Here is a 22,132-nt window from a genome sequence, read left to right as displayed (position 1 = left end):
TCATGGCAGACGACCGCAGCGTCGCAGCGCCCCGTGCGCGGGTTGCCCAGGTCCGCGAGTCGGGGCCGGCGGCGCCCTCGGGGCGCAGCATGCGTGCCCGGCTCGCGCGGATGGGTTCGCGCAGCCAGAGCGGCAACCCCATGTTGGAACCGCTCTTCCGTGCGGTCCGCGCCAACCACCCCAAGGCCGATCTCGCCCTGCTGGAGCGCGCCTACAAGAAGGCCGAGCGTCTGCACGGCACGCAGATGCGCAAGAGCGGCGATCCCTACATCACGCATCCGCTCGCGGTGACGACGATCCTCGCCGAGCTCGGCATGACCGAGCCGACGCTGGTCGCCGCGCTCCTCCACGACACGGTCGAGGACACGCCGTACACCTTGGACGAGCTGACTCGCGATTTCGGCGAGGAGGTCGCGCTGCTCGTCGACGGCGTGACCAAGCTCGACAAGGTCGTCTACGGCGACTCGGCCCAGGCCGAGACGATCCGGAAGATGATCGTGGCGATGTCCAAGGACATCCGCGTCCTGGTCATCAAGCTCGCCGACCGGCTCCACAACATGCGCACGCTGCGCTACGTCCCGCAGAAGAGCCAGGAGCGGAGCGCGCGCGAGACGCTCGACATCTACGCGCCGCTGGCCCACCGGCTGGGCATGAACACCATCAAGTGGGAGCTCGAGGACCTCGCGTTCGCGACGCTGCACCCCAAGATCTACGACGAGATCGTCCGGCTGGTCGCCGAGCGCGCGCCGTCGCGCGACACGTTCCTCGCCGACGTCATCAGCCAGGTCGAGAACGACCTGCGCGACGCGAAGATCAAGGCGACCGTCACCGGGCGGCCGAAGCATTACTACTCGATCTACCAGAAGATGATCGTCGGAGGGAAGGAGTTCTCCGACATCTACGACCTGGTCGGCATTCGCATCCTGGTCGCGGAGGACCGCGACTGCTACTCCGTGCTCGGCGTGCTCCATTCGCGTTGGAATCCCGTCCTCGGTCGGTTCAAGGACTACGTCGCGATGCCGAAGTTCAACATGTACCAGTCGCTCCACACGACGGTGATCGGGCCGCAGGGCAAGCCCGTGGAGATGCAGATCCGCACCTTCGCGATGCACCGCCGGGCGGAGTACGGCGTCGCGGCGCACTGGAAGTACAAGGAGGACGGCCGCGCCGGGCTCGACACCGACCGGCTGGCGAAGGACGACATGAGCTGGGTCAAGCAGCTCATGGACTGGCAGTCCGAGGTCGAGGACCCGGGCGAGTTCCTCGAGTCGCTGCGGTTCGAGATGAACCGCACCGAGGTCTACGTCTTCACGCCCCGCGGGGACGTCATCGCGCTGCCGCAGGGGGCGACGCCCGTCGACTTCGCCTACGCCGTCCACACCGAGGTCGGTCACAAGACGATCGGTGCGCGCGTCAACGGCCGTCTCGTGCCGCTGGAGTCGACGCTCGAGAGCGGAGACGTGGTGGAGGTCTTCACCTCCAAGTCGCCGACCGCCGGACCCTCGCAGGACTGGCTGACCTTCGTGAAGTCCAACCGCGCCCGCGCGAAGATCCGCCAGTGGTTCACCAAGGAGCGGCGCGACGAGGCGATCGAGAAGGGCCAGGAGCAGATTGCCAAGCTCATGCGCAAGGAGGGACTGCCGCTCAAGCGGCTCATGTCCCACGACTCGCTGATGCTGGCGGCTCGGCACTTCAACATCGCGGACGTCACCGCGCTCTACGCCGCGGTCGGCGAGGGGAACCTCAGCCCGCAGGCCGTCGTACGCCGGGTGATCGAAGAGCACGGCGGCAACGAGGGTGCGGCGGAGGACCTCGCCGAGGCGGTGACCATCACCGGGCGTCGCGGCCGCTCCAAGATGTCGACCTCCGGCTCGGACGCCGGCGTGATCGTCAAGGGCGCCCCGGACGTGTGGGTCAAGCTCGCCAAGTGCTGTACGCCGGTCCCCGGTGACCCGATCCTCGGCTTCGTGACCAAGGGCGGGGGCGTCTCGGTCCACCGGCAGGACTGCACCAACGCCGCCGCGCTCAAGAACCAGCCGGAGAAGCTTCTCGAGGTCGAGTGGGGCCCGACGGCCAACTCGACCTTCCTGGTCAACATCCAGGTCGAGGCGCTCGACCGCGCCCGGCTGCTCTCCGACATCACCATGGCGATCTCGGACTCCCACGTGAACATCCTCTCCGCGCAGCTGCAGACCACTCGCGACCGTGTCGCCAAGAGCCGCTTCACCTTCGAGATGGCCGACGGCAAGCACCTCGACACCGTGCTCAAGTCCGTCCGCGGCGTTCCGGGCGTCTTCGACGCCTACCGCGTCACCCAGTAGCCGATTCGGCGCTTCTGACCGCGCGAGATGTCGGTTGTGGGCGGTCGAGATGTCGGTTGTGACCGGTTGAGATGTCGGTTGTGACCGGTTGAGACGGCGGTTGCGACCGGTCGAGACGGCGGTTCCCGTCACCAGCGGCGGGTGGTGTACGCCGTGCGCAGCGCCTCGCGGAGCTCGCCGATCCAACGCTCGAGGCAGTCACCGGTGAAGTCGCCGAGCTTGATGACGATGACGATCCAGCCGTGGTCGCGGAGCCACTTCCGCCGCGCCCGATCCCGCGCGACCTGGTCCTCATCCCGATCGTGGAAGTCCCAGCCGTCGTACTCGACGCAGATCCTGAGAGCCGGATAGGCGAGGTCGAGGCGGTACGTCGGCACCCCGTCGACGTCGATCCACACCTGTGGTGTCGGGTGGGGCAGCCGTGCGTCGTGGATGGCCAGGAAGGTCCACGCCTCGCGCGGTGACTCGAAGCGCGGATCCACGAGTACGGCGAGCTCGCGGAGCTGCACCACGCCGCGCCGTCGGGCGAAGCGGCGTACTCCCGGCGCCAGCACGGACGCGGTGATGCCGTGGTGACGCGCGAACTGGCAGAGGGCCGCGAAGGCCTCGCGTCGCCGCAGGTGGCAGCCGAGGTCGAGCGCGGTCCGCAGCGGCGTCGTGACGCGGACGCCGTTGACGACCATGACGTCGTCCGCGCTGAGATCGCGGCTGCCGCTGGCGACGTCGCTTCGTCTGGTCGGCGACTTCCCGCGGAGACAACAGGTCTCGACCGCTGGACCCACCTCGCGCTCGGACGTCGAATACGTCTCAAGGCCGTGGACCCAGGCCGCCGTTCGGTCGACGATCACGTGACCCGCGGCGGCCGCGCGGCTGGCGGCGGCGACCCTCAACTCGAAGGTGTCTTCCAAGGTCGAGGCGACGTAGACGCCGCGCAGGATGCGCCGGACGGCGCCGCACGCGAGGAGGCGTCTCAGGTGCGGGCGGGTCAGGCCGAGCTCGGGTAGATCGGCGAGGGTGAACGGTCCGTCTGGCAGTGGGGTGCTCATGGCGGCCAGCGTTCGCCAGCGCGCGGCGTCAGCGAGCGAAGCTACTGACCGGTTGTGGAAACAGCCCGTTCGCGACGTACCTGTGGATGGGAAGTGGCCCGAACGGACCGGCCTGAATCACCGTCCCGACAGGCGACAAACGACATCTCGACCGGTCACAAACGACATCTCGACCGGTCACAACCGACATCTCGACCGGTCACAACCCGCATCTCGACCGGTCAGGAGAAGTCGGCGGAGGCGCGCTTGGCCATCTCGAGGAACTGCCGGCGCGACTCGAGGTTCTCCTCGAGGGAGGCGATCCTGCGGGCGTCGCCGGCGGTGCGGGCCTTCTGTAGGTCGGACTCCACCTGGGCGATGGCGGCCTCCAGCTTGTTGATCATGTCGTCGGCGCGCGCGGACTTCTCCGGGTCGGACCGGCGCCACTGCTCGTCCTCGGCGGCCTTGATGGCCTGCTCGACACGGCGGATGCCGGACTCCAGTTCCTTGATCCGGTCGCGCGGGACCTTGCCGGCCTCGTCCCAGCGCTCGGCGATGCCGCGGAACGCACGCTTCACACCGTCGAGGTCGCCCGACTCGAGCTGGGGGAGCAGGGCCTGCGCCTCGGCGAGCAGCCCCTCCTTGACCACGGCGTTCTCCGCGAACTCCGCGTCGAGGGCCGCGTTGGCCGCGTCGCGCGCTCCGAAGAAGGTGTCCTGCGCGCCGCGGAACCGCTTCCAGAGCGCGTCGTCGACGTCCTTCGGGGCCGGCCCGGCGGCCTTCCACTGACGCATGAGGTCGCGGTAGCGGCCGGCGGTGGCACCCCAGTCGGTCGAGGTGGCGAGCTCCTCGGCCTCGACGACCAGCCGCTCCTTGACGACCCGGGCGGCGTCGCGCTTCTCGTTGAGCTCGGCGAAGTGCGACTTGCGCCGGCGGGTGTAGGCCGTGCGCGCCGTCGAGAACCGGCGCCATAGGGCGTCATCGCTGGCGCGGTCGATGCGGGGGAGCGCCTTCCACTGCTCCAGCAGGTCGCGCAGCCGGTTGGCGCCGTTGCGCCAGTCGTTGCCCTGGGCGAGCTGCTCGGCCTCGGTGACGAGGGCCTCCTTCTGCGCGCGTGCCTCGGCGGAGCGTGCGGCGCGCTCGACGCGACGGGCCTCGCGCTGGGTCGCGATCACCGGCGTGAGCGCGTCGAGCCGGGCGCCGAGCGCGGCGAGGTCGCCAACGGCGTTGGCGTCGGTCACCTTGCCGCGGACCGTCTTCACTGCCTCGGTCGCCTCGTCGGGCGAGGTCTTGCCGGTGTGGACCCGACGCTCCAGCTGCTCGACCTCGAAGGCGAGCTGGTCGTAGCGGTTGGTGAAGAAGGCCAGCGCCTCCTCGGGGGTACCCTCGGGATACTGCCCGACCTCGCGCTCACCGTCGGCCGTCTTGACGTAGACGGTGCCGTTGTCGTCGACCCGGCCCCACTGCTCGCTGGTCACAGATGTTCCCTATCGTCGGAAATCGTTCGCCCGGCTTTCGGCCGGCATGGCACGGAGGGCGCGGCCTGGGCGCGTGACCAGGACCGAACGCCTTCGGGGTGCCCATCGTAGTCAGAGGGCGCGATGCGACGGAGCCCCGACCGTCTCGATAGGGTGAGCCCGTGTTGATCGCCGGCTTCCCCGCGGGTCCGTGGGGCACGAACTGCTATGTCGCGGCCACCGGCCCCGGCAGCGAGTGCGTCGTGATCGACCCGGGCAAGGACTCCGCCGTGGGCGTGGCCGACGTCGTGCGCGAGCACCGGCTCAAGCCGGTGGCGGTCCTCGTGACCCACGGTCACGTCGACCACATGTGGTGCGTGGCCCCGGTCGCCGGGGCGTACGACGCGACCGCCTGGATCCATCCGCGTGACCGCCACCTCCTGAGCGACCCGTTGGCCGGCATGTCGGCCGAGACGACGCAGATGCTCTTGGGTGGCGACTACCAGTGGGCCGAGCCGGACGACGTGCGCGAGCTGTCCGACGCCCAGGCGCTCGAGCTCGCGGGGATGCGGTTCGTCGTCGACCACACACCGGGCCATACCGAGGGGTCGGTCACGTTCCGGACTCCCTATCCCGACCAGGCCGAGGTCAGCGAGGTCATGTTCTCCGGTGACCTTCTCTTCGCGGGCTCGATCGGGCGCACGGACCTCCCGGGCGGTGACCACGCCACGATGCTGCGCAGCCTGACGACCAAGGTGCTGCCTCTCGCCGACGACATCGTGGTGCTCCCCGGCCACGGCGAACAGACGTCCATCGGTCGCGAACGCGCGACCAACCCGTTCCTTCAGGACCTGATCCCCACATGAGCAGACCGACCCCGCTGAGCGGGTTCCCCGAGTTCCTCCCGGCCGAGCGCTTCGTCGAGCAGCAGGTCGTCGCCACCCTCGCCCGCACCTTCGAGTTGCACGGCTTCGCCAACATCGAGACGCGCGCCGTCGAGCCGATGGAGCAGCTGCTGCGCAAGGGTGACACCTCCAAGGAGGTCTACGTCCTGCGCCGTCTGCAGGAGGAGGACTCCGAGCGCGACAAGGGCCTCGGCCTTCACTTCGACCTGACGGTGCCGTTCGCCCGCTATGTGCTGGAGAACGCCGGCAAGCTTGAGTTCCCGTTCCGTCGCTACCAGATCCAGCCGGTCTGGCGCGGGGAGCGGCCCCAGGAGGGCCGCTACCGGCAGTTCACCCAGGCCGACATCGACATCGTGGGCCGCGACACGCTGCCGTTCCACCACGACGTCGAGGTCGCCAAGGTGATGCTCGACGCGCTGCGAAAGCTGGCGTTCCTGCCCGGCTTCACCCTCCAGGTCAACAACCGCAAGCTGATCCAGGGCTTCTACCTCGGGCTCGGGGTCGCCGAGGGCGCAGCTGTCGATGAGGTGATGCGCCTGATCGACAAGCTCGACAAGCTGCCGGTCGCCGAGGTCCGCAAGCTGCTGGTCGCCGAGGCGGGACTGAGCGACGAGCAGGCCGCCCAGTGCCTGGCGCTCGCCACGATCCGGACCGGTGACGACTCGTTCGTCCAGCGCGTCCGCGACCTCGGCGTGACCAGCGACCTGCTCGACGAGGGCCTCGAGGAGCTCGCGACCCTGGTCCGTGCCTGCGCCCCGCTCACAGCGTCCGACTCCGGGGCGAACAAGGTCCGCGTCGTCGCTGACCTGTCGATCGCCCGCGGCCTCGACTACTACACGGGCACCGTCTTCGAGACCCGCCTGGACGGCTACGAGTCCCTCGGCTCGATCTGCTCCGGCGGTCGATACGACGCGCTCGCCTCCGACGGCCGTACGACGTACCCCGGCGTCGGCATCTCGCTCGGCGTCAGCCGCGTCCTGGTGCCGCTGGCGCAGCGCGGGCTCCTGTCCGCGGACCGTCAGGTGCCCTCCGTCGTCCTGGTCGCGCTCAACGACGAGGAGTCCCGGCCCGCCGCCGACGCCACGGCCACGGCGCTGCGCGACCGCGACATCGCCTGCGAGGTCGCGCCCACTCCCGCCAAGTTCGGCAAGCAGATCCGCTTCGCCGAGCGGCGCGGGATCCCGTACGTCTGGTTCGCCGCCTCTGCGTCTGATCCAGGGGCGAGCGACGAGGTCAAGGACATCCGCACCGGAAACCAGGTCGCCGCCGACGCAGCCACCTGGCAGCCTCCCCCGGAAGACCTGCGCCCGCAGGTGATCCTCAACGAAAGCGAGCAGCACCAGTGATCCGCACCCATGACGCCGGCTCGTTGGGCAAGGCCAACATCGGCGAAACAGTCCGACTCGCCGGGTGGGTGGCGCGGCGGCGCGATCACGGTGGCGTGGCCTTCATCGACCTGCGCGAGGCCAGCGGCGTGGTCCAGATCGTCATCCGCGACGAGGAGTTGGCCCACAGCCTGCGCAACGAGTACGTCGTCAAGGTGACCGGCGAGGTCGTCGCGCGCTCCGAGGCCAACGTCAACCCCAACCTCGCCACCGGCGAGATCGAGGTCCGGGTCAAAGACCTCGAGGTGCTCAACGCCGCCGCGCCGCTGCCCTTCCAGATCGACGAGGCTGCGTCCCACTCCCAGGGCGAGGTGGGGGAGGAGGTGCGGCTGAAGTACCGCTACCTCGACCTGCGCCGCTCCGGCCCGGCCGCCGCGATCCGGCTGCGATCCCAGGTCTACAAGGCGCTGCGCGACGTCCTCCACCAGCGCGGATTCGTCGAGGTCGAGACCCCGACGCTGACCCGGTCGACCCCTGAGGGCGCCCGCGACTTCCTCGTGCCCGCCCGCCTGCACCCGGGCAGCTGGTACGCCCTGCCGCAGTCCCCGCAGCTGTTCAAGCAGCTGCTCATGGTCGGCGGCGTGGAGAGGTACTTCCAGATCGCCCGCTGCTACCGCGACGAGGACTTCCGCGCCGACCGGCAGCCGGAGTTCACCCAGCTCGACATCGAGATGAGCTTCGTCGACCAGGACGACGTCATCGAGATGATGGAGGACGTCCTCTCCGCGATGTGGGCGACCATCGGCGTCGAGATCCCGCGCCCGATCCCGCGGATGACCTACGCCGACGCGATGGCGAAGTACGGCTCCGACAAGCCCGACCTGCGCTTCGGCCTCGAGCTGATCGAGTGCACCGACTACTTCAAGGACACCCCCTTCCGGGTCTTCCAGGCCGAGTACGTCGGCGCCGTGGTCATGCCCGGCGGTGCGAGCCAGCCCCGCAAGGTGCTCGACGGCTGGCAGGAGTGGGCCAAGCAGCGCGGCGCCAAGGGCCTGGCGTACGTCCTCTTCAACGAGGACGGAACCCTGGGCGGCCCGGTGGCCAAGAACCTCTCGGAGGCCGAGCAGGCCGGCCTGGCCGCCCAGGTCGGCGCCGAGCCGGGGGACTGCGCCTTCTTCGCCGCCGGCGCGACCAAGCCCAGCCGGGCGCTGCTCGGCGCCGCGCGCCTGGAGATCGGCCGCCGTCTCGACCTGCTGGACCCCGACACCTTCGCCTTCACCTGGGTCGTCGACGCCCCGATGTTCGAGCCGGCCTCCGACGCGGTCGCCTCCGGCGACGTTGCTGTCGGCAGCGGCGCCTGGACCGCGGTGCACCACGCCTTCACCGGGCCCAAGCCGGAATTCGAGGACACCTTCGACACGGACCCGGGCTCGGCCCTCGCCTACGCCTACGACATCGTCTGCAACGGCTCCGAGCTCGGCGGCGGCTCGATCCGTATCCACCGTGAGGACGTCCAGAAGCGTGTCTTCAACGTCATGGGCATCACCGACGAGCAGGCGCAGGAAAAGTTCGGCTTCCTGCTCGACGCCTTCAAGTACGGCGCCCCGCCGCACGGCGGCATCGCGCTGGGCATGGACCGGGTGCTGCAGCACCTGACCAAGACGGACTCGATCCGGGAGGTCATCGCCTTCCCGAAGTCCGGCGCGGGGTTCGACCCGCTGACCGAGGCCCCTGCGCCGATCACGCCCGAGCAGCGCAAGGAGGCCGGTGTGGACGCCGTCCCGGAGGACGACGCCGCCGTCTGAGCTCCTCCTCGCGCCGCCTCTCGACGCCCCCGATCCGGCCTTCGCCGGGTCGGGGGCGTCGTTGTTGACAAGGCCTGCGCCGCCCGCAAGGAACTCGGTCCCGGCCCCGTCCTGGCGCAAGAGATTGCGCCTGAGCGCGGTTCTGGCGAAACAACTCGGCAACCGGTTGAGACCAGATCGTTACCAGCAGACGGCTGGTCGAGCGGCTCTGCTGGCATAGACTCCCGCACGTCCTGGGTGATCCCGAGCCGCCCAGACGAGTCGTTGGAAAGGCACCGATGTCCTTCGTCAGCCCTGGATCCGCCATCGATCAGGAAGCGCAGCTGCCACCTGAGCGTGAGCTCGAGGCCGACGCCGCCGCGAAGGTGGTCGGCCGCTCGCCCACCCGGCTCGCGATGGCGCGCTTCCGTCGTGACAAGCTGTCGATGGTCTCCTTCACCATCGTCGTGATCTACGTCGTCGGCGCGATCCTCGCGCCGTTCCTGGTGAAGTTCGGGGTGCTCGATCCCTACGGTCCGCACCAGAGCCTCCTCGACCCCGCGCTCGGCGGCATCCCGAAGAGCCACTGGGGGATCAGTCTCCACCACCCGCTCGGCGTCGAGCCGGGCGCCGGCCGCGACGTGCTGTCGCGGCTGTGGTACGGCATCACCTTCTCGCTGATGATCGCGATCTCGGCGACGTTGGTCGCCATGGTTGTCGGGACGGTGCTGGGCATCATCGCCGGCTTCAGCCGCGGGGTGGTCGACACGCTCATCAGCCGACTGGTTGACCTCACGCTCTCGTTCCCGCAGACGCTGATGCTGCTGGCGCTCTCGTCGACCGGAGTGGCGCTCTTCGCGAAGGCGCTGCCCGGCAACCAGGCCGCAGCGCTGCCCAACGCGGTCTACGTGATCCTCGTCCTCGGCCTCTTCGGCTGGCCGGGCATGGCCCGTCTCATCCGCGGCCAGGTGCTGACCATCCGCGAACGTGAGTTCATCGACGCGGCCCGCGTCCTCGGCGCCTCGAACGGCCGGATCTACTTCAAGGAGATCCTGCCCAACCTGTGGGCGCCGGTGCTGGTCCAGTTCACCCTGGTGATGCCGCTCTACATCTCGGCCGAGGCGGCCCTGAGCTTCCTCGGAGTCGGCATCCCGCCGCCGACGCCGACGCTGGGCAACGTGCTGACCGACTCGATCAACTACTCGACCGGTGACTTCTTCTTCTTCCTGTTCCCGGCCCTGCTGATCGCGATCGTGGTGCTCAGCTTCAACCTGCTCGGTGACGGACTGCGCGACGCGCTCGACCCCAAGGGAGATCGCTGAGCACCGCTCACGACAACAGCAAGACTTCGGCCGCACTGTGCTGCCGACCGTGCCGCCAGTTCTGGCGCGTCACACAATGAGGAGAGGTAATGGCCAGCAATCGAAAGAAGGCCTTCGCGGCCGTTGCTGCGCTGGCGAGCGCGTCCGTCGTGCTCGCGGGGTGCGGTGGCGGTAGCGGTTCGAGTGGCAGCAACGGCAACTCGAACACCACCGCGAAGGCGACCAAGGGTGGCACCCTGACCTACTACATCCGCGACGCTCTCGAGCACACCGACCCCCAGCGGGTCTACCTGGGCCGTGAGTTGACGAACCTCGACAGGACGGTCTACCGCCGCCTGGTCTCCTTCCCGGCCTCGACGGACACGACGAAGGCGACCACGCCGGTCGCCGACCTCGCGACCGACACCGGTCACTCGTCGCAGGGCGGCAAGGTCTGGAAGTTCACGGTCAAGAGCGGCGTGAAGTGGCAGGACGGCAAGCCGATCACCTGTGAGGACTTCAAGTACGGCGCCTCGCGGGTCTTTGCGACCGACGTGATCACCGGTGGCCCCAACTACCTGCTGAGCTACCTCGACATTCCCCTCGGGAGCGACGGGCTGCCGACGTACAAGGGCCCGTACACCACCAAGAACAACGACGTGGCCTCCTTCAACAAGGCGATCACCTGCCAGGGCCAGACCATCACCTATCACTTCAAGCAGCCGTGGCCGGACTTCCCGCTCGCCGTGGCCTCGCTGGGGATGATGGACCCCTACCGCAAGGACAAGGACCAGGGCGACAAGTCCAACTTCCAGATCTTCTCCAACGGGCCCTACATGGTCCAGGGCAAGCTCGACCACAACCGGGGCTACACGCTGGTCCGCAACCCGAACTACGACCCGAAGACGGACAACCCGGAGATCCGCGAGGCGAACCCGGACAAGATCGTCTACGACATCGGCAAGACCGGTGAGCAGATCGCCGACCAGCTGATCGCCGACAACGGTGCGGCGCAGACGGCCGTGACCGACCGGTCCATCCCGCCGGCGTACTACACCCAGATCACCGGCTCTGTCGCCGACCGCGCGGTCAACGTGCAGTCGCCGTTCACCGACTACCTGGTGCTCAACTTCGCGCGGGTGAAGAACCTTGCCGTCCGGCAGGCGCTCGCCGCCGCGACCAACGACCAGGGCTGGATCGACGCAGGTGGTGGCTCCAAGTCCTACGACCCGGCGGACTCGATCGTGAGCCCGACCGTGAAGGGCTACCAGTCGAACCCGGCGTTCAAGCGTCCCTCGAGCGGTGACGTCGACGCGGCGAAGCAGATCCTGCAGAAGGCCGGCGTCAAGACGCCGATCAACCTGTCGTTCACCTACCCGAGCACGCCGACCGCAGACAAGCAGGCCGCCGTGCTGAAGGACACCTGGAAGCAGGCCGGCTTCAACGTCACGCTCGACGGTGTGGCCAACTCGAGCACCTACTACACCAACATCCAGCAGCCGGACCAGAAGGCCGACATCATCTGGGCCGGGTGGGGTGCCGACTGGCCGTCGGCGATCACGGTGACGGCGCCGCTGTTCGACAGCCGTCCGAACCTGCGCAAGAACACCAACGGCCAGGACTACGGGCGCTATCAGAGCGACGCGTTCAACAAGTTCATCACGCAGGCGCAGACGGCGTCCTCGCTCGACGCGCAGACCAAGGCGCTGCAGCAGGCCGACATCCAGCTCGGCAAGGACGTCGCCTACATCCCGCTCGAGATCCAGAAGTTCTACCTGCTCCGCGGCTCGAAGGTCACCGGCTACATGACCGACGCTGCCTCGAGCATGTACCCGGACCTCGGTCCGATCGGTGTCCAGTGACGCCTGGCCGTTGACTCGGTCACGGACGGCTCCGGCCGTCTGAACACCGGGGTGGGACCGGCCACAAGCCGGTCCCACCCTTCCATGTGAGCCACGGGCCATCTGCCTGTGGCTCCTCATCGAGACTCGGCTCGACCGCAGGTCGATTCATGAGGTGGTTGGAGAATGTTCGCCTACATCGTCAGGCGCGTGGTCGTCGGCGTCATCATGCTCGTCGTGATGAGCTTCGCGACCTTCGCGCTGTTCTTCGCGACACCGGTGAACCCGGCCCAGTTCGCGTGCGGGAAGAACTGCTCCCCGGAGCTGCAGCATCAGGTCAGCAAGGCGCTGGGCTACGACAAGCCGTGGATCCAGCAGTGGAGCGACTTCGCGGTCGGCGTCGTCAAGGGTCGTGACTACCCCGAGGACAAGTCGCTGCGCACGTCGGCGCCCGAGCTGATCTCGCACTGCCCGGCGCCGTGCCTGGGCTACTCCCGTGTGCAACTCCAGAATGTCACGTCGGAGCTGAAGGATCGGATCCCGGTGTCGGCCTCGATCGCGCTGGTGGCCTTCATCATGTGGATCGCGGGTGGGGTGATCTTCGGGGCGATCTCGGCACTGACGAAGGGCTCGATCATCGACCGCGGGCTGGTCGGGCTGAGTCTCGTGTTCTATGCCTTCCCGACGTTCTTCATCGGGCTCTTCGCCATCAAGTTCTTCGCGGTGAAATGGGGGCTCTTCCCCACGCCGCAATACACCCCGATCGCCGACGGTGGGCTCTGGCACTGGTTCCAGAACCTGCTCCTCCCAGGTCTGGTCCTCGCCCTGGTCTACATGGCCGGCTATGTCCGCATGACCCGTGCCTTCGTGCTCGAGTCGATGGGGGAGGACTACCTGCGGACGGCGAGGGCCAAGGGCCTCAAGGGCGGCAAGATCCTGGTCAAGCACACGATGCGGGCCGCGCTGACGCCCCTGGTCACGATGGCTGGCATCGACCTGGCAGGGCTCCTCGGCGGCGCGGTCATCGCCGAGCAGGTCTTCAACTACAACGGCCTCGGCAAGCTGGCCGTCCAGTCGGTCATCAACTTCGACCTACCATCAACGGTGGGCCTCGTCCTGATGCTCGGGGCCTTCGTCATCGTCGCGAACATCATCGTCGACGTGCTCTACGCGGTCATCGACCCCCGCGTCCGTCTCGCCTGAGGAACCATGGTTACTGACACTCCACTGCTCTCCGTCCGCGACCTGGTCGTGCACTTCCCCACGCAGGACGGCATTGTGAAGGCCACAGAGGGGCTGACCTACGACCTCGATCGTGGCAAGACTCTGGGCATCGTCGGCGAGTCCGGCTCCGGGAAGTCGGTCTCGAGCTCGGCGATCATGGGTCTCCACCGCGGCTCCAATGCCCAGGTCAGCGGCGAGATCCTGCTCGACGGAGTCGACCTGCTCACGCTCAGCGACGAGGGCATGCGCAAGCGCCGCGGTCGCGACGTCGCGATGATCTTCCAGGACCCGCTCTCCGCGATGCATCCGTACTACACGGTCGGCAACCAGATCGCCGAGGCCTACCGCGTGCACCATGACGTGAGCAAGAAGGTCGCGAAGAAGCGCGCGATCGAGATGCTCGACCGGGTCGGCATCCCGCAGCCCGACGTGCGTGTGAACGACTACCCGCACCAGTTCTCCGGCGGCATGCGGCAGCGCGCGATGATCGCGATGGGCCTCATCAACGACCCGGCCCTCATCATCGCCGACGAGCCGACCACGGCGCTCGATGTGACGGTGCAGGCACAGATCCTCGACCTACTGCAGGACCTGCAGCGCGAGTTCAACTCCGCGATCATCATCATCACCCACGACCTCGGCGTCGTGGCGGAGATGGCCGACGACGTTCTCGTGATGTACGCCGGGCGTGCCGTCGAGTACGGCCCGACCAAGGAGATCCTGACCGACCCGGAGATGCCCTACACCTGGGGGTTGCTCTCGAGCGTCCCCGACGTCTCCGCGCCGGTCGACGCGAAGCTCATCCCGATCCGGGGCAACCCGCCGAGCCTGCTCAACCCGCCGCCGGGCTGCCCGTTCAACCCGCGCTGCGACCACGTCGACAAGGTCGTCGACGACCTGTGTCGGACGCTGCTGCCCGAGCTCACGCCCGCCCGGAGCGGCGGCAACCACGTGAAGCGCTGCCACCTGGCGAACCCTGCGCGCGTCTACGAGCAGGAGATCCTGCCCGAGATCGCCCCTGACCTGGTCGAGGAGGACTGATGAGCGACGCGAAGACGTCCCTGACCAAGGACCCCGCGCCGGCGGCCGAGACGAAGCCCGTGCTGTCGGTCGACAACCTGCGGATGTACTTCCCGGTCAAGACCAGCGGCATCATCCGGCGTACGGTCGGCCACGTCCAGGCCGTCGACGGGGTCTCCTTCGAGGTCGGCGCCGCCACGTCGCTCGGCCTGGTGGGCGAGTCGGGGTGTGGCAAGTCCACCACGGGGCGGATGGTCACCCGGCTCTACAAGCCGACCGGCGGCGAGATCAAGTTCGAGGGTCGGGACATCGCCACGCTGAACGCGCGCGCGCTGATGCCGCTGCGTCGCGAGATCCAGATGATCTTCCAGGACCCCTCGACCTCGCTGAACCCGCGCCACACCGTCGGCACGATCATCGGAGCGCCGCTGCGCATCCACAAGATCGTGCCGAGGGACAAGGTCCTGCCCCGCGTGCAGGAGCTGCTCGAGGTCGTGGGCCTCAACCCCGAGCACTACAACCGCTACCCGCACGAGTTCTCCGGCGGCCAGCGACAGCGCATCGGCATCGCCCGCGCGCTGACGCTCAACCCGAAGCTCCTCGTCGCCGACGAGCCGGTCTCGGCGCTCGACGTCTCCATCCAGGCGCAGGTCATCAACCTGCTCCAGGACATCCAGAAGGAGTTCGGCGTCTCGTTCCTCTTCATCGCGCACGACCTCGCCGTCGTCCGGCACTTCTGCCCGGAGATCGCCGTGATGTATCTCGGCAAGATCGTCGAGATCGGTGACCGGGACAGCATCTACGAGGCGCCGCAGCATCCCTACACGCAGGCCCTGCTCTCCGCGGTGCCCGACGTGAAGCAGGCGCAGGTCGGCGGACGGCGCGAGCGCATCCGCCTCGAGGGCGACGTCCCGAGCCCGATCAACCCGCCGTCGGGCTGCCGGTTCCGCACGCGCTGTCCGATCGCGCAGGACATCTGCGCCCGGGTCGAGCCGCCGCTGCTCCAGATCGGCAAGAAGCATAAGGTCGCGTGCCACTTCCCGGGCGTGATCGGCAAGCACCCCGAGAAGCCGGTCACCGCGCGCCTCCTCGGCGTCGACGACGAGGGCCGTCCCGACCCCGGCGGCAGCCCGGCCGACATCGGCAACGCGCCCGGCTACGCCGACACGTGGTTCGACCTGGAGAACAACAGCATGGGTCGCGCCTGACCGACGCGCTGTGCGAGGGGCTCGGCCACGGCGACCGCTGCGGTCGACGGGCCGGGGCCCCGCGATGTGCCGGTTGGACGGATCGCTGCGCTTACTAGGCTGGCTGCGTGGACGGGCTCTTCGAGATGGACGCGGGTCGTACGCCGGCGGGCGGGTCGCTCGCGGACAGCGACCATGGTGCTGCGCCGCTGGCGGTGCGGATGCGCCCGCGCACCCTCGACGAGCTCGTCGGCCAGGAGCAGCTGCGGGCGCCCGGCTCGCCGCTGCGGCAGCTGATCGAGGGCGACCAGTCCCTCTCGCTGCTGCTGTGGGGTCCGCCGGGGACGGGCAAGACCACGATCGCCTCGATCGTCAGCCGCCACACCGACCGCCGCTTCGTGGAGGTCTCCGCTGTCTCGGCCGGGGTGAAGGAGGTGCGGGCCGCGATCGACGGTGCCCGCGCCGAGCTGGTCGCGACCGGCAAGGAGACGGTGCTCTTCGTCGACGAGGTCCACCGCTTCAGCAAGGCCCAGCAGGACGCCCTGCTCCCCGGCGTGGAGAACCGCTGGGTGACGCTGGTCGCGGCGACCACGGAGAACCCGTTCTTCTCGGTGATCAGCCCGTTGCTGTCCCGCAGCCTGCTGCTGCGGCTGGAGTCGCTCACCGACGATGACATCCGCGGGGTCCTGCAGCGCGCGTTGACCGAGGAGCGCGGCCTCGGCGGCTCCGTGACCATCACCGACGAGGCGCTCGACCACCTCGTCCGGCTGGCGGGCGGTGACGCGCGCCGGTCGTTGACCTACCTCGAGGCGGCGGCCGGGGCGGCGCGGAGCCGCGCGGCGAGCACCGAGGAGGCATCGGCCGCCATCCCCGTGATCGACGTGGCGACCGCGGAGACGGCGGTCGACCAGGCCGCGGTGCGCTACGACCGGCAGGGTGACCAGCACTACGACGTGGTCAGCGCGTTCATCAAGTCGATCCGCGGCTCGGACGTGGACGCCGCGCTGCACTACCTCGCCCGGATGCTCGAGGCGGGGGAGGACCCGCGCTTCATCGCCCGGAGGCTGATGATCCTCGCGAGCGAGGACATCGGGCTCGCCGATTCCACGGCGCTCCAGACGGCGGTCGCCGCGGCCCAGACGGTGCAGCTCATCGGTCTGCCCGAGGGCCAGCTCACCCTCGCCCACGCGACGATCGCGCTGGCGGTCGCGCCGAAGTCCAATGCGGTGACGACCGCGATCGGGGCGGCTCTCGCCGACGTGAAGGCCGGGCGGATCGGGACCGTCCCGGCCCATCTGCGCGACGCGCACTACTCGGGCGCCAAGAAGCTGGGGCACGGCACGGCGTACAAGTACGCCCACGACGAGCCGTTCGGCATCGCCGAGCAGCAGTATCTCCCCGACGTCGTCGCCGATGCCGACTACTACCACCCCACGACCCACGGCGCCGAGGCCGGCGTGAAGGAGCGCTGGGAGCGGGTCCGGCGCATCGTCCGGGGCACGACGGGCGACGGCCGGTCGTCGCGATAGGGTCGGACGCCATGACGACCGAGTGGAGCGTGCCAGCCTGGGCCGCCGCGCTGACGGTGGGGGTGCTCGTGCTCCTGCTGCTCGTGGCCGTCCTCGTGGCGCTGCGCAGCCGGGCCCGCGCCCGGCGCCGCGTCGCCGCCGCCGAGTCCGCCACCGTCGAGCTGCGCGAGCGGCTGGACGCGTTGGAGGCGCGCGTCGCCACCACCGCCTCGGGCCGCACGGCGGCCGGTCGCGGCGTCGTGCGCACGGAGCAGGAGTTCGTCATCACCTCGCTCGGAGAGGAGCGCGCGGAGGCCTCCGGACCGGTGTCGGCGCTGTCTGCGCCGGCTTTCGCCGACGCGGTCCTGCGCGACACCGTCGTCCATGCGGCCGCCCTGGTCCACGGCGTACGCCGGGCGCTGTCTCCCGAGGTCCGCAACCGGATCCGGTTCGAGATGAAGCGCGAGCTCAAGCGCACCCGGAAGGAGCGCAAGACGGAGGTGCGCGAGGCACTGCGCGAATACCGCGCCAAGCACCGCGCCGATGTCCCCGACCTGGACGGAGTGGCATGAACCGGGCGATCTGGTTCGCGGCCGGCGCCGGTGCCGGCGTCTACGCGATGATCCGCGGGCGGCGTGCCGCGGAGGTCTTCACCGCCGACGGCCTGCGCGGCCGCCTCCAGGCGCTCGGCGTCGGCGCGCGCGTGTTCCGCGAGGAGGTCGCCGCCGGGCGCGCCGAGAGAGAGACCGAGCTGCGCGAGCGGTACGCCGCGGCGTACGACTCCACCCCCCAGCTCAACCCTGCGAGCAATGCCGGGACCACCGGGTCCCCCGAGATCGAGAGAGGCCAGCAGTGACCGACTCCAGCGCGGACATCCCGATGAGCACGGCGGAGATCCGCCGGCGCTTCACCGCGCACTTCGCGACCAACCAGACGATCGGCGAGCACACGGTCGTGCCGTCGGCATCGCTGCTGCTCGACGACCCGAACCTGCTGTTCGTCAACGCCGGCATGGTGCCCTTCAAGCCCTACTTCCTGGGCCAGGAGACGCCGCCGTTCACGCGTGCGACCAGCGTCCAGAAGTGCATCCGCACGCCCGACATCGAGGAGGTCGGCAAGACCACTCGTCACGGCACGTTCTTCGAGATGTGCGGCAACTTCTCCTTCGGCGACTACTTCAAGGAGGGCGCCATCACGCTCGCCTGGGAGCTGGTCACGAAGTCGATCGCCGACGGCGGCTTCGGCTTCGACGAGTCGGTCCTCTACCCGAGCGTCCTCGACGGCGACGACGAGGCGGTGGCGATCTGGCGCAAGGTCACCGGGCTGCCCGATGACCGCATCGTCCGGCTGCCTCCCAAGGAGAACTACTGGTCCATGGGGGTCCCCGGGCCCGGCGGGCCGTGCTCGGAGATCCTCGTCGACCGTGGCGGCGCCTACGGCAAGGATCGTGACTGGGACGCGGGCGACCGCTACATGGAGATCTGGAACCTCGTCTTCATGCAGGACGAGCTCTCCGCCGTACGCTCCAAGAGCGACTTCGACATCGCCGGCCAGCTGCCGCAGAAGAACATCGACACCGGCATGGGCCTCGAGCGGGTCGCCTACCTGCTCCAGGGCAAGGGCAACATGTACGAGACCGACGTGGTCTTCCCGGTCATCGAGAAGGCGGAGACGCTCACCGGGAAGCGCTACGGTGCGTCGTACGACGATGACGTCCGCTTCCGTGTGGTGGCTGACCACATCCGCAGCTCGCTGATGCTCATCAGCGATGGTGTCACCCCCGGCAACGAGGGCCGCGGCTACGTCCTGCGCCGGCTCATGCGCCGCGCGATCCGCAACATGCGGCTCCTCGGCTACGAGGACCCGGCGATGCCCGAGCTGCTGCCGGTCTCGCGCGACAAGATGGGGGAGACCTACACCGAGCTCCACCATGAGTGGGACCGGATCAAGCGGGTCGCCGACGCCGAGGAGGAGGCGTTCCGCAAGACCCTCCAGGCCGGGACCCAGATCTTCGACCTGGCCGCAGGCCAGGTGAAGGAGAGCGGCGCCACGACGTTCCCCGGGGACCAGGCGTTCCAGCTCCACGACACCTACGGCTTCCCGATCGACCTGACCCTCGAGATGGCGTCCGAGGCCGGCCTCGAGGTCGACGAGCAGGGCTTCCGCAGCCTGATGGCCGAGCAGCGCGAGCGGGCCAAGGCCGACGCGCGCGCCAAGAAGGGCCAGCACGCCGACCTCTCGGTCTACCGCGACATCCTCGACACCAACGGCCCGACCGACTGGCAGGCCTACTTCACGCTCGAGACCGAGTCGAAGCCGATCGCGCTGCTGCGCGAGGGCAAGGCAGTGCCGACACTCGCCAACGGCGAGATCGGTGAGCTGGTCCTCGACCGCACGCCGTTCTATGCGGAGTCCGGCGGCCAGTCGGCCGACGCGGGCATCATCGAGTTCGACGGCGGCCGCCTCGAGGTCGTCGACGTCCAACGCCCCGTGAAGGGCCTCGTCGTCCATCAGGTCCGGGTGGTCGACGGCGAGTTCGAGCCGTCGCGGCCGGTCCACGCCCAGGTCGACAAGGAGTGGCGCCTCGGTGCCCGCCAGGCGCACTCCGGCACCCACGTCGTCCACGCGGCGCTGCGCGAGGTGCTCGGCCCCACGGCCCTGCAGTCCGGGTCGTTCAACCGGCCGGGCTACCTCCGGCTCGACTTCGGCTGGACGAAGGCGCTGACGCCGGGCCAGGTGCACGAGATCGAGGAGGTCTCCAACAACGCCCTGCGCGCCGACCTGCCCGTGTCGTGGCAGTACATGACGCTGCAGGAGGCCAAGGACTGGGGCGCCATCGCGCTCTTCGGTGAGACCTACGACGACAGCAAGGTGCGCGTCGTCGAGATCGGTGGCCCGTGGAGCCGTGAGCTCTGCGGCGGCACCCACGTCGAGCACTCCTCCCAGGTCGGGACGATCGTCGTGACCGGCGAGTCGTCGGTGGGGTCGGGCAACCGCCGCATCGAGGCCTTCACCGGTCTCGAGGGCTTCTGCTACCTCGCTCGCGAGCGCGACCTCGTCGGCGACCTGACCGACCTGCTCAAGACCCAGCCCGGCGACCTGGTGAGCCGGGTCGGCGACCTCGTCGAGCGGCTGAAGAGCACCGAGAAGGAGCTCGAGCGCGTGCGTACGGCGCAGCTGCTCGCCTCCGCCGGTGCGATCGCCGACGCCGCGAGCGATATCGACGGCACCGCGGTCGTGGCTCACCGTGCCAGCGGCGTCGGCGGCGGCGACCTGCGCACGCTCGCCATCGACATCCGCAGCCGCCTCGGGCAAGCCCCGGGGGCAGCGGACCGTCCCGTGGTCGTCGTCCTCCTGGGCGACGCGGGCGGCAAGGTGTCGCTGGTCGCGGCGACCAACGACGCAGCCCGGGCGCGCGGGGTCAGGGCCGGTGAGTTGATCCGCAGCCTCGGCCCGGTCGTCGGCGGCAAGGGCGGCGGGAAGGACGACTTCGCCCAGGGTGGCGGCAGCGACACCTCGCGGATCGACGAGGCGCTCGGCCTCGTCCCCGGTCTCGTGCACGGCGCGGCCGGCGCCTGATGCGCCACGGCGTACGTCTCGGCATCGACCCGGGGGACGCCCGGATCGGCGTCGCGCGCAGCGACCCGACCGGGTTCCTCGCCACGCCGGTGGAGACGGTCAGACGCGGGAAGGGGGATCTGGCCCGGATCAGCCGGATCCTGGCGGAGATCGCCGAGGACAGCAGCGCCGTCGTCGAGGTTGTCGTGGGGCTGCCCCGCTCGCTCCGGGGCGGGGAGAACCCCGCGACGGCGAAGGTCCGCGACTTCGCGGGCAAGCTCGCGCGACGGGTCGCGCCGGTGCCGGTGCGTCTGGTCGACGAGCGTCTGACGACGGTCTCGGCGGAGGCTATGCTCCGGGACCGCGGCCGCAAGGGGGCCGACCGACGCGCCGTGGTCGACCAGGCCGCCGCCGTACTCATCCTGCAGCACGCGCTGGACACCGAACGCGCCACCGGCCGGGCGCCTGGAGAGATCGTCGAGGTCGCCGATGCCTGATCACCCGTCCGAGGACCAGCCCGGGTACGAGCCTGACGACGCGTACGACTCCCCGGTGCCCGGCGTCGGCGGTCACCGCGCCGAGAAGCGCGGGCGGGCGCTGCCCGGGTGCCTCGCGGTCCTCCTCGCCCTGGTCGTCGTGGTCGGCGGCCTGTGGTTCGGCGGCTCGAAGGGCTACCACGCGCTCAAGGACGCGCTCGGCGGCGGACCCGCGGACTTCGCCGGTCCCGGCACGGGCAAGGTGACGTTCCAGGTCCACCGCGGCGAGACCGCGACGGCGATCGGTCGCAACCTGAAGTCCGCCGGCGTCGTGAAGTCGGTCGACGCGTTCGTCGACGCGGCCAACGCGGATCCGAAGTCGAGCGGCATCCAGGTGGGCTACTACGTCCTCAAGAAGCAGATGAAGGCGTCCGACGCCCTCGCGCTGCTGGTCAATCCGAAGAACCTCGTCCAGAGCCTGGTCACGATCCCCGAGGGCTACCGCGTCGCGGACATCGTGGCCCGGCTGACGAAGGAGACGAAGTTCTCCAAGCAGCAGTTCGAGAAGGCGCTGGCCTCGGGGAAGATCGGCCTGCCGGACTATGCCCACGGCAACCCGGAGGGCTATCTCTTCCCGGCGACCTACACCTTCCCGCCCGGTACGACGCCCGTCCAGATGCTCACGGCGATGGTCGATCGGTGGAAGCAGGCGCTCGGCGACAACTCGCTCGCCGCCGAGGCGAAGGCGATCAGCTACACCCCGGAGCAGGTCATGACGGTCGCCAGCCTCGTGCAGGCGGAGGGTCGCGGACGTGACATGGGCAAGATCGCGCGGGTGATCTACAACCGCGTCGAGAACCCTGGCGCCGCCGGGCAGACCGGACGCCTCCAGATCGACGCCACCGTCAACTATGCGCTGGGCCGGCAGGGCGTGGTCGCGGTGAGCTCCGAGGACCAGCAGGTCGACTCGCCGTACAACACCTATCTGCATGCCGGCCTGCCGCCGGGCCCCATCGGCTCGCCGGGGGACGACGCGATCCAGGCGGCGCTCCACCCGACGCCGGGCGACTGGTACTACTACGTCACGGTCAACCTCAAGACGGGCGAGACGAAGTTCGCCTCCAGCTATGCGGAGTTCCTGAAGTACAAGGCGGAATACAAGCGGTATTGCGAGACGCAGTCGGACCGCTGCTGAGACCG

The 22,132-nt window shown here is 69.3% G+C and carries 17 protein-coding genes; 15 read left to right on the top strand and 2 right to left on the bottom strand.

The annotated features are described in order from the left end of the window. Positions 1–89 precede the first annotated feature (89 nt). A complete protein-coding gene (locus tag AB3X52_RS13740) occupies positions 90–2,321 on the top strand; it encodes a RelA/SpoT family protein (RefSeq protein ID WP_367994671.1) in 2,232 nt (743 codons plus the stop codon). Positions 2,322–2,449: 128 nt separating this feature from the next. Here the strand turns inward: AB3X52_RS13740 and AB3X52_RS13735 are convergent, their stop codons facing one another. Together AB3X52_RS13735 and AB3X52_RS13730 are read right to left on the bottom strand one after the other, a co-directional pair. Next, the gene (locus AB3X52_RS13735) at positions 2,450–3,367 is read right to left on the bottom strand and encodes a type IV toxin-antitoxin system AbiEi family antitoxin (protein ID WP_367994654.1); all 918 of its coding nucleotides are present in this window, start codon (positions 3,365–3,367) and stop codon (positions 2,450–2,452) included. A gap of 221 nt (positions 3,368–3,588) precedes the next feature. After that, positions 3,589–4,824 (bottom strand): DUF349 domain-containing protein, encoded by a 1,236-nt coding sequence (locus AB3X52_RS13730; protein WP_367994653.1) that lies wholly within the window; start codon positions 4,822–4,824, stop codon positions 3,589–3,591. A gap of 161 nt (positions 4,825–4,985) precedes the next feature. Between AB3X52_RS13730 and AB3X52_RS13725 the strand changes: the two genes are divergently transcribed. The 14 genes from AB3X52_RS13725 (at position 4,986) to mltG (ending at position 22,127) form a co-directional block, all read left to right on the top strand. Then, positions 4,986–5,669 (top strand): MBL fold metallo-hydrolase, encoded by a 684-nt coding sequence (locus tag AB3X52_RS13725; RefSeq protein ID WP_367994652.1) that lies wholly within the window; start codon positions 4,986–4,988, stop codon positions 5,667–5,669. Then, positions 5,666–7,054: a histidine--tRNA ligase gene (gene hisS, locus AB3X52_RS13720; protein WP_367994651.1), complete on the top strand. Its 1,389-nt coding sequence runs from the start codon at positions 5,666–5,668 to the stop codon at positions 7,052–7,054. The genes AB3X52_RS13725 and hisS overlap by 4 nt, the downstream gene beginning before the upstream one ends. Further along, positions 7,051–8,838, top strand: coding sequence for an aspartate--tRNA ligase (gene aspS / locus AB3X52_RS13715; protein WP_367994650.1), 1,788 nt, complete (start codon positions 7,051–7,053; stop codon positions 8,836–8,838). The genes hisS and aspS overlap by 4 nt, the downstream gene beginning before the upstream one ends. 278 nt (positions 8,839–9,116) lie before the next feature. Continuing rightward, a complete protein-coding gene (locus AB3X52_RS13710; RefSeq protein ID WP_367994649.1) occupies positions 9,117–10,139 on the top strand; it encodes an ABC transporter permease in 1,023 nt (340 codons plus the stop codon). Positions 10,140–10,228: 89 nt separating this feature from the next. Continuing rightward, complete coding sequence (locus AB3X52_RS13705) at positions 10,229–11,980, top strand: ABC transporter substrate-binding protein (RefSeq protein WP_367994648.1); 1,752 nt, start codon at positions 10,229–10,231, stop codon at positions 11,978–11,980. 165 nt (positions 11,981–12,145) lie between these two features. Beyond that, positions 12,146–13,162 (top strand): ABC transporter permease, encoded by a 1,017-nt coding sequence (locus AB3X52_RS13700; RefSeq protein ID WP_367994647.1) that lies wholly within the window; start codon positions 12,146–12,148, stop codon positions 13,160–13,162. 6 nt (positions 13,163–13,168) lie between these two features. After that, positions 13,169–14,224, top strand: a complete 1,056-nt coding sequence (locus tag AB3X52_RS13695; protein WP_367994646.1) for an ABC transporter ATP-binding protein — start codon at positions 13,169–13,171, stop codon at positions 14,222–14,224. Then, the gene (locus tag AB3X52_RS13690; protein ID WP_367994645.1) at positions 14,224–15,411 is read left to right on the top strand and encodes an ABC transporter ATP-binding protein; all 1,188 of its coding nucleotides are present in this window, start codon (positions 14,224–14,226) and stop codon (positions 15,409–15,411) included. The genes AB3X52_RS13695 and AB3X52_RS13690 overlap by 1 nt, the downstream gene beginning before the upstream one ends. A gap of 125 nt (positions 15,412–15,536) precedes the next feature. After that, positions 15,537–16,919, top strand: coding sequence for a replication-associated recombination protein A (locus tag AB3X52_RS13685; RefSeq protein WP_367994670.1), 1,383 nt, complete (start codon positions 15,537–15,539; stop codon positions 16,917–16,919). Positions 16,920–16,930: 11 nt separating this feature from the next. Then, the gene (locus tag AB3X52_RS13680) at positions 16,931–17,470 is read left to right on the top strand and encodes a hypothetical protein (protein ID WP_367994644.1); all 540 of its coding nucleotides are present in this window, start codon (positions 16,931–16,933) and stop codon (positions 17,468–17,470) included. Beyond that, on the top strand, positions 17,467–17,754 hold the full coding sequence (locus AB3X52_RS13675) for a DUF6167 family protein (RefSeq protein WP_367994643.1): 288 nt from the start codon (positions 17,467–17,469) through the stop codon (positions 17,752–17,754). The genes AB3X52_RS13680 and AB3X52_RS13675 overlap by 4 nt, the downstream gene beginning before the upstream one ends. A gap of 23 nt (positions 17,755–17,777) precedes the next feature. After that, positions 17,778–20,477, top strand: a complete 2,700-nt coding sequence (gene alaS, locus AB3X52_RS13670; protein WP_367994669.1) for an alanine--tRNA ligase — start codon at positions 17,778–17,780, stop codon at positions 20,475–20,477. Then, on the top strand, positions 20,477–20,953 hold the full coding sequence (gene ruvX, locus AB3X52_RS13665; protein WP_367994642.1) for a Holliday junction resolvase RuvX: 477 nt from the start codon (positions 20,477–20,479) through the stop codon (positions 20,951–20,953). The genes alaS and ruvX overlap by 1 nt, the downstream gene beginning before the upstream one ends. After that, the gene (mltG, locus tag AB3X52_RS13660) at positions 20,946–22,127 is read left to right on the top strand and encodes an endolytic transglycosylase MltG (RefSeq protein ID WP_367994641.1); all 1,182 of its coding nucleotides are present in this window, start codon (positions 20,946–20,948) and stop codon (positions 22,125–22,127) included. Before ruvX ends, mltG begins: the two co-directional genes overlap by 8 nt. The last annotated feature ends 5 nt before the right edge of the window (positions 22,128–22,132 follow it).

Source organism: Nocardioides eburneus (assembly GCF_040838215.1).
Taxonomy (GTDB): Bacteria; Actinomycetota; Actinomycetes; order Propionibacteriales; family Nocardioidaceae; genus Nocardioides; species Nocardioides eburneus.
Note: the sequence above shows the minus strand (reverse complement) of the source record. Positions and strands in the feature narration are given on the sequence as shown.